General features: G+C 46.9%; 4 protein-coding genes. 2 read left to right on the forward strand and 2 right to left on the reverse strand.

Translation table 11 applies throughout. The features are described from left to right. The first annotated feature begins 408 nt into the window (after window positions 1–408). Both pcrA and ligA read left to right on the forward strand, forming a co-directional pair. The gene (pcrA, locus tag H7T88_RS26720; protein WP_123065418.1) at window positions 409–2,778 is read left to right on the forward strand and encodes a DNA helicase PcrA; all 2,370 of its coding nucleotides are present in this window, start codon (window positions 409–411) and stop codon (window positions 2,776–2,778) included. Between the two features lie 118 nt (window positions 2,779–2,896). Then, a complete protein-coding gene (ligA, locus tag H7T88_RS26725) occupies window positions 2,897–4,909 on the forward strand; it encodes an NAD-dependent DNA ligase LigA (protein WP_221791387.1) in 2,013 nt (670 codons plus the stop codon). A gap of 143 nt (window positions 4,910–5,052) precedes the next feature. On the opposite strand, the gene H7T88_RS26730 is transcribed toward ligA, so the two are convergent. Both H7T88_RS26730 and H7T88_RS26735 read right to left on the reverse strand, forming a co-directional pair. Next, window positions 5,053–6,438 carry a molybdopterin-dependent oxidoreductase gene (locus H7T88_RS26730; protein ID WP_221791379.1) on the reverse strand — a complete coding sequence of 462 codons (1,386 nt, stop codon included), beginning with the start codon at window positions 6,436–6,438 and terminating at the stop codon, window positions 5,053–5,055. Window positions 6,439–6,899: 461 nt separating this feature from the next. After that, window positions 6,900–7,146 (reverse strand): hypothetical protein (locus tag H7T88_RS26735; protein ID WP_221791380.1); only part of this gene is annotated, 247 nt, incomplete at its 5' end.

Consider the following 7,146-nt stretch of genomic DNA (forward strand, 5'->3'; position numbering starts at 1 on the left):
TTACCTACCCACAAAGTATAAGGCGACTATGTTTACACATGAACGGAGAGTACAAAAGCGATCTGAAGAAACGAAGTGTTCGTATTTATCATCGAATTTATCCCTCTAGATAAGTTGATCTGTTTATTTACACTTGAACGGAGAGGACAGAAAAAACCTGGAAAAGCGTAGCGATCGCCTTTATCATCGGATTTTCCCCTTACAAAATGGAATTAAAAAAATTCTGGGGATAACAGCGATTGGAAGGTTGTTCTGTCATTGGATTGGCCGGTGTAAACTACTTTGTTCAAGTTGTATAGAATTTAAATCGAGGATTAAACAGCGATCGGAAGATGCTACTGCACTCGGAGTAACAAGTGTAACCCAAAGCATCCTTATACGACCAACTAATGAAAGGAGCATGCATGCATGCAACCTGTAAATATACATGACGCCGTAGCACGGCTGAACACTCCTCAGCGGCAAGCTGTTGAGGCAACGGATGGGCCATTGCTTATTATGGCTGGCGCGGGCTCGGGCAAAACCCGGGTGCTGACACACCGGATTGCCTATCTGATCGCAACACGGAAAGCACCTCCGTGGGGCATTTTGGCGATTACGTTTACGAATAAAGCTGCTCGGGAGATGCAGGATCGGGTATCCCAACTGGTAGGCGGATCTCAGGGCCGCGATATTTGGGTATCCACGTTTCACTCCATGTGTGTGCGCATCTTGCGCCGTGACATTGAACGGATCGGTTTTACATCCAACTTTAGTATTTTGGACTCATCCGACCAGTTATCCGTTATTCGTAGCTGTATGAAAGATCAGAACATCGATACGAAAAAGTTCGAACCCAAAGCTGTTCAGGCGATGATGAGCACGGCCAAAAATGAACTGATCAGTCCAGAACAATACGAGAAACAGGCGGGCGACTATTTTGAAGGCATTGTAGCCAAGGTATATACGATGTACCAGAAACGTCTCAGAGCCAACAACTCACTCGACTTCGACGATCTGATCATGGCAACCATTCAACTGTTCAAAGAAGTGCCGGAAGTGCTCGATTTTTACCAAAAGAAATTCCAATACATTCACGTCGATGAGTATCAGGATACGAACCGTGCACAGTACATGTTGTGCCGCATGCTGGCTGACAGCCACCACCGTATTTGCGTCGTAGGGGATAGTGACCAGTCGATCTATCGCTGGCGTGGGGCGGATATTACCAACATCCTTAACTTTGAAAAAGATTACCCGGAAGCACAGACGATCCTGCTCGAGCAGAATTATCGTTCTACTTCCAACATCCTGAATGCAGCGAATGAAGTCATCGGCCTGAATACGGGCCGCAAGCCGAAGAAGCTGTGGACGGACAAAGAAGGCGGATCAAAGATCAAGGTGTATCGTGCCGATTCCGAGCATGATGAGGGGTATTTTGTAACCTCCGAGATTAGTAAAAATGTGAAGAACGGCAAATCCTATCAGCAACATGCGATTCTGTATCGTACCAATGCTCAGTCCCGGGTTATCGAGGAAATTTTGATCAAGTCTGATATTCCGTATCAGATTGTCGGCGGCATCAAGTTCTATGATCGGAAAGAGATCAAGGACATTTTGGCTTATCTGCGTCTGTTGTCCAACCCGGATGATGATATCAGTTTGACCCGGATTATTAATGTGCCGAAGCGCAGCATCGGAGATACGACAGTAGCTAAGCTGGCTGCAGCGGCTGGAGAACGCGGGGTTTCCATTTTCCGTGTACTGCAAGTGGTTGATGATCTCGGTTTCGCTGGTCGCACGCGTAATGCACTGGTGGAGTTCTATGATATGATCGCAGCTCTTCACCAGATGGTTGAATATCTGTCCGTGACTGAACTGACCGAGAAGATTCTGGAGATGAGCCAGTATCGTGACGAGATGCAGAAGGAAAACACCATTGAATCTCGCGCAAGACTGGAGAATATTGAAGAGTTCCTGTCGGTAACGATGGAGTTTGAGAAAAATAATGAAGACAAAACGCTTGTTTCGTTTCTCACCGATCTGGCACTCATTGCAGACATCGACAGCATGAACGATGACGAAGAGGATCAGAGCGATGCGGTCACGTTGATGACGATGCACAGTGCCAAAGGTCTGGAGTTCCCTGTTGTCTTTATCGTAGGTATGGAGGAAGGGGTCTTCCCTCACAGCCGGGCTTTTATGGATAATGAAGAGCTGGAGGAGGAACGTCGTCTGGCTTACGTAGGGATTACACGGGCTGAGGAACAGTTATTCCTCTCGTGTGCGCAGATGCGGACCTTGTTTGGGCGTACAACGGCCAATCCGCCATCCCGTTTCCTGGATGAAATCCCGGATGAGCTGAAGGAGGATACTTCCATTGCACGCGACCGTTACCGCCGAGGAACCAGCACAGGCGGAGGTTCATATGGAGGACGTGGTTTAGGCTCCAGTGGTGGAAGCAATTTCGGCGGCGCTGCAAGTGCGTCCAAGCTGTTTGAGCAACAAAGCCGAAGTGGTTCATCCGCAACAGCTTCATCTGGGCCAACGTCCCGGGTAACTACGAGTACATCTCGTCCAACCTTTGCGGCACCAACATCGGCTTCAAAATCGGCCTCATCCGAAAGTGCGGCAGGATTTAAGGCAGGCGACAAAGTGCAACACGGCAAATGGGGGACAGGTACCATCGTTGCAGTCAAAGGCAGTGGTAATGATACCGAACTGCAGATTGCATTCCCGGCTCCAGTCGGCGTGAAACGTCTACTCGCTGGATTTGCCCCGATTACCAAAGTGGAATAAGAATAAACGGCCTATTGTATGATACTGGACTGACATGAACATCGATTCTGCCATGTCTCTCGATTACAATAGGCATGTTCGTTCTACATATATTAAATATACGGAGGGATGGCCCAATATGGACCCGATGCACCGGATGGAGCAACTCGTTACCGAGCTGAACCAGCACAACTATCAGTACTACACGATGGATCAGCCGCAGATCAGTGATAAGGAGTATGACCTTCTATACGATGAACTGGTTACGCTGGAGCAGGAGAGCGGTATGGTGTTGCCGGATTCTCCCACACAACGTGTAGGGGGCGAACTGCTCAAGGGATTCACCCCGCATCGTCATTTATCCCCATTATGGAGTTTGGACAAAGCGCAGAACATTGAACAGCTTCGCAATTGGAATACACGTGTATTAAAGCTGGTGAATGACTATAACAGCAAAAACCCGAATAATCCGTTGCCTGAACCGGGTTATGTCATTGAGCTGAAGTTTGATGGACTGACCTTGAACCTGACCTATACCAACGGTGAGTTGGTGCAGGCTTCTACGCGCGGAAACGGAACGGTGGGCGAAGGTATTTTGGCACAAGTGAAAACCATCAAATCTGTTCCGCTTAAAATTCCGTATACCGGAGGTACGATTGAAGTGCAGGGCGAGGGCATTATGAACCTTTCTGTACTGAACCGATATAATGAAACGGCTGCCGAGCCGCTCAAAAATGCACGGAATGCAGCCGCAGGAGCGCTGCGTAACCTGAATCCGAAAACGACAGCTGAGCGTCGGTTGAATGCTTATTTTTATAACATTGGATACTCGGATGATATCCAGTTTGCCAACCATCAGGAAATGATGGACTTCTTGCGTGAGAACCGTTTTAAAGTTAATCCTTCACTCACCTATTTCCAAGAATTTGATGACGTTATGGAGCAACTCGAAGCAATTCAGGAAAATCGGGGGCAACTGGATTACCTGATTGATGGAGCGGTCATTAAGCTCACGGACATGCGAACTCGTGAAGTGTTAGGCTACACGGATAAGTTCCCGCGCTGGGCAGTTGCCTATAAGTTCGAAGCGGAAGAGACAACAACCGTACTGAACGAAGTCGTGTGGAATGTTGGTAGGACGGGTAAAGTGACGCCGCTGGCGCGGGTAGAAGCCGTTGAACTCGCTGGAGTGACCGTGCAGAACTGCACCCTGAACAATGTGGGTGATATTGAACGTAAAAATCTGAAATTTGCGCTGGGTTCACGTGTCTTTATTCGTCGTTCCAATGATGTTATTCCTGAGATTCTCGGCAAAGTGACTGAGGAGAATGACGGAGAAGAGATCATCTATCCAGAGCAATGCCCGGCATGTGGATTCCCGTTAGAGCAACGCGGAGCGCACTTGTTCTGTAATAACAAGCTGGCATGCAAACCGCAGACGGTTGCTCGGATCTCTCATTTTGCCTCCAGAGATGCCATGGACATTGAGACCTTCAGTGAGAAAACAGCGATTCAGCTATATGATGAATTGAATGTGCGTGAACCAGCTGATCTATATACATTGCAGTTCGATGATCTCGTGAAGCTGGAGCGATTTGGCGAAAAGAAAGCGAATAACCTTCTTGCTGCGCTCGAGCAGAGTAAAGACCGGGACCTGGCTTCGTTCCTGTATTCCTTGGGTATCCCCAACACTGGAAAATCCACCACGCGTATGCTCGCCGATCATTACCGTGATCTGCATGCCATCATGAATGCTACCGTAGAGGAACTGGTTGAACTCCCCGATGTAGGTGGGATTGTTGCGGAGAGCATCGTGAATTTCTTTGCCGATCCGTTCACACAGGCTGCTATTGAGAAAATGCTGAATTTGGGTGTGAAAGCACAGGCACCAGAAGCGCCAGCGGTTGTGGTGGAGGATTCTTTCTTTAGTGGTAAAACGGTCGTGCTTACAGGAACACTGCATCAATTGACACGTGAAGAAGCAACGCAGAGACTTGAAGCGCTTGGTGCGAAGGTCACGGGGAGTGTATCGAAAAAAACAGATCTTGTCATAGCTGGAGAGAAGGCAGGCAGCAAATTAACGAAGGCTCGTGATCTCGGTATTCCGACCATCGAAGATGAGGACGAACTGGTACGCCTGCTGAATCCGTAGAACGTTAATATCTACAGTTTTGCGTCAGCACGTGTCATAGGCATTAATTAGGTACGTGATACAAGTAGCTTGTAAAGAAAGAGGCCTCCAAAAACACGCAAATGTCGTGTCAGGAGGCTTCTTTTGTATACGCTGGAGATCTGTTATGAACCCGTTATGTTAGGAAAACGCTGAGAAGCACCGGATAACCATGCATCTTTGTCGTATCCCCGTTCTTCCCAATACCCGATATGCTCGCTGTCGATGACTTCAATACGGTTCAACCACTTGACCGATTTGTAGGCGTACATCTGCGGAATAACGAGTCGTACAGGTCCACCAAGATCCGCAGGGATAGGTTTGCCATCATGCATGACCGCAATCATAATATCATCCATTTGTGCCTGCTCTAGTGTGATCGCATCGGTATATACCCCGTCTCCGGAATAAAATTTGACGCTGTGCGCGCCGGGCTTTATACCGGCGTTCTCCAAAAAATGCTTCAGAGGAATGCCTTCCCATGTATTCTTGTACACGGACCAGCCGGTAACGCAGTGGAAATCACTGACTTGCACGGTGCGTGCAAGCTTGACGAACTGTTCCCAATTCCAGATCTGGGCACGTTCTACAAGACCATCTACCCGAAATGACCAGTTTGCATTAGAGAATGATGGAATGGGTGTTACCGTATATACACGAAAATGTCCCTCGGCGCCCCCGCCAATTGGAGGAGATGAAGAAGATAAAGGTTGCGGAAGTGGAACCATCCGATTGGGGTCAGTCTCAAGCATGCTGTCTATGCTGTTATCAAACTTGAGGTTTTTACCTACCCATGATACAAATGTAGGTCCAAGAGTAACGGCGAGTCCTATGCCCACAGCAGAACGGATGAAGGCTCGACGGGTATATATCGGTTGCGGTTTCTCCATGTTTGGGACGTTATTTCTACCAGAGTCTTTGTCTGCATCGAGAATAGAAGTGGCTGCTGGTGTGTTGCGTGTGTCCAATTCCTCTTTGTTAGCGTTGGAATCGGCAGGATTATTTACACTTGTCTTCTGTGTCGATGGTTCATTCGTTTGGATCGTACGACGTGCAGGGTCTTTTAACCAACGTGTACGTGTGATGGAGTGGTAGATGATGTAAGGTAAACCAACCCATGTGAGCAAATCGTGAATCAGAAGCGCGACATTGGACCATCGTGGGCCGACCAGCTTGAACTGCCATAAAACGATGCCGGATAATAGCCATCCGATCAGAAGTGCAAAAACGATGATGGTATTTGCTTTTTGCCATGGTTTATTGCGAAGTTGCTTCCAATGTTTGCTGGCCAAAAATAAGTAATACACGACAGGCAAAAGCATGGCGATGCCCACGGCGATATGTAACCATTTTAACCAAACACGTCCGATACCCAGAGTTTCACGCCAGAAGCCACCAATTAATATGAGACCAGTAATAGCAAGTATCACAACGATCCAGGCATTCCAGGCATGAATAGAAACGAGCTTTTTGCCGTAACCTTTACGCATCATTTTTAACCACTGTTTCAAGTGTTTTCACCTCACGTCATGGATTTAATCTAGAAATCAAAATCTTAGGCTAAAGCAAAATCGTAATAAATCAATATTCAAAAATCCAGAAGCGGATCTCAGATAAGTTGTAGGAAGGGCACGTGTAAATGTGAGCGTGCTACTGCTCAGTTGGAAATGTTAACAACCTTGGAGTACTCCCTTTTATTTAAAGATACCTTATTATAAAGTTTTTGGATCACTTACTTCAAATTTGATCTTTTCCGAGCTATCACCTCTCTTGTTTGGCTAAGCAAAGCTAAAACTCGCTTCATTTCGATCGCTCTCTCCAGGCTTTAAGATCGATCTTATTTTCAATATGATAGAAGTTGAATAAAGTACTTGCTAAAAGCATGACAGCGTGATATATTATTTCTTGTCGCTTCAAACAGAAGGTAGTCGAGTAGCTTTGAAGATTGACGAAAAAGATTGTTGACAGAAACTCAGTTAACATGATATGATAAATTTCCTGTCTGGTTGACGTAAGTTGTCGCAAGATAAGGTGAACAAGTTCCTTGAAAACTGAACAAATGGATAGTAACTTTTGATTCACAATGAATCGTCAGATTCAAAATGAGCTTATCGCTCTTTTCAATACCCCGATGAGTTTCACAGCGTTTAACGACGCTGACGAAATTCATCTTTATTGGAGAGTTTGATCCTGGCTCAGGACGAACGCTGGCGGCATGC

The organism is Paenibacillus cucumis (ex Kampfer et al. 2016), assembly GCF_019748695.1.
GTDB classification, from domain to species: domain Bacteria; phylum Bacillota; class Bacilli; order Paenibacillales; family Paenibacillaceae; genus Paenibacillus; species Paenibacillus polysaccharolyticus.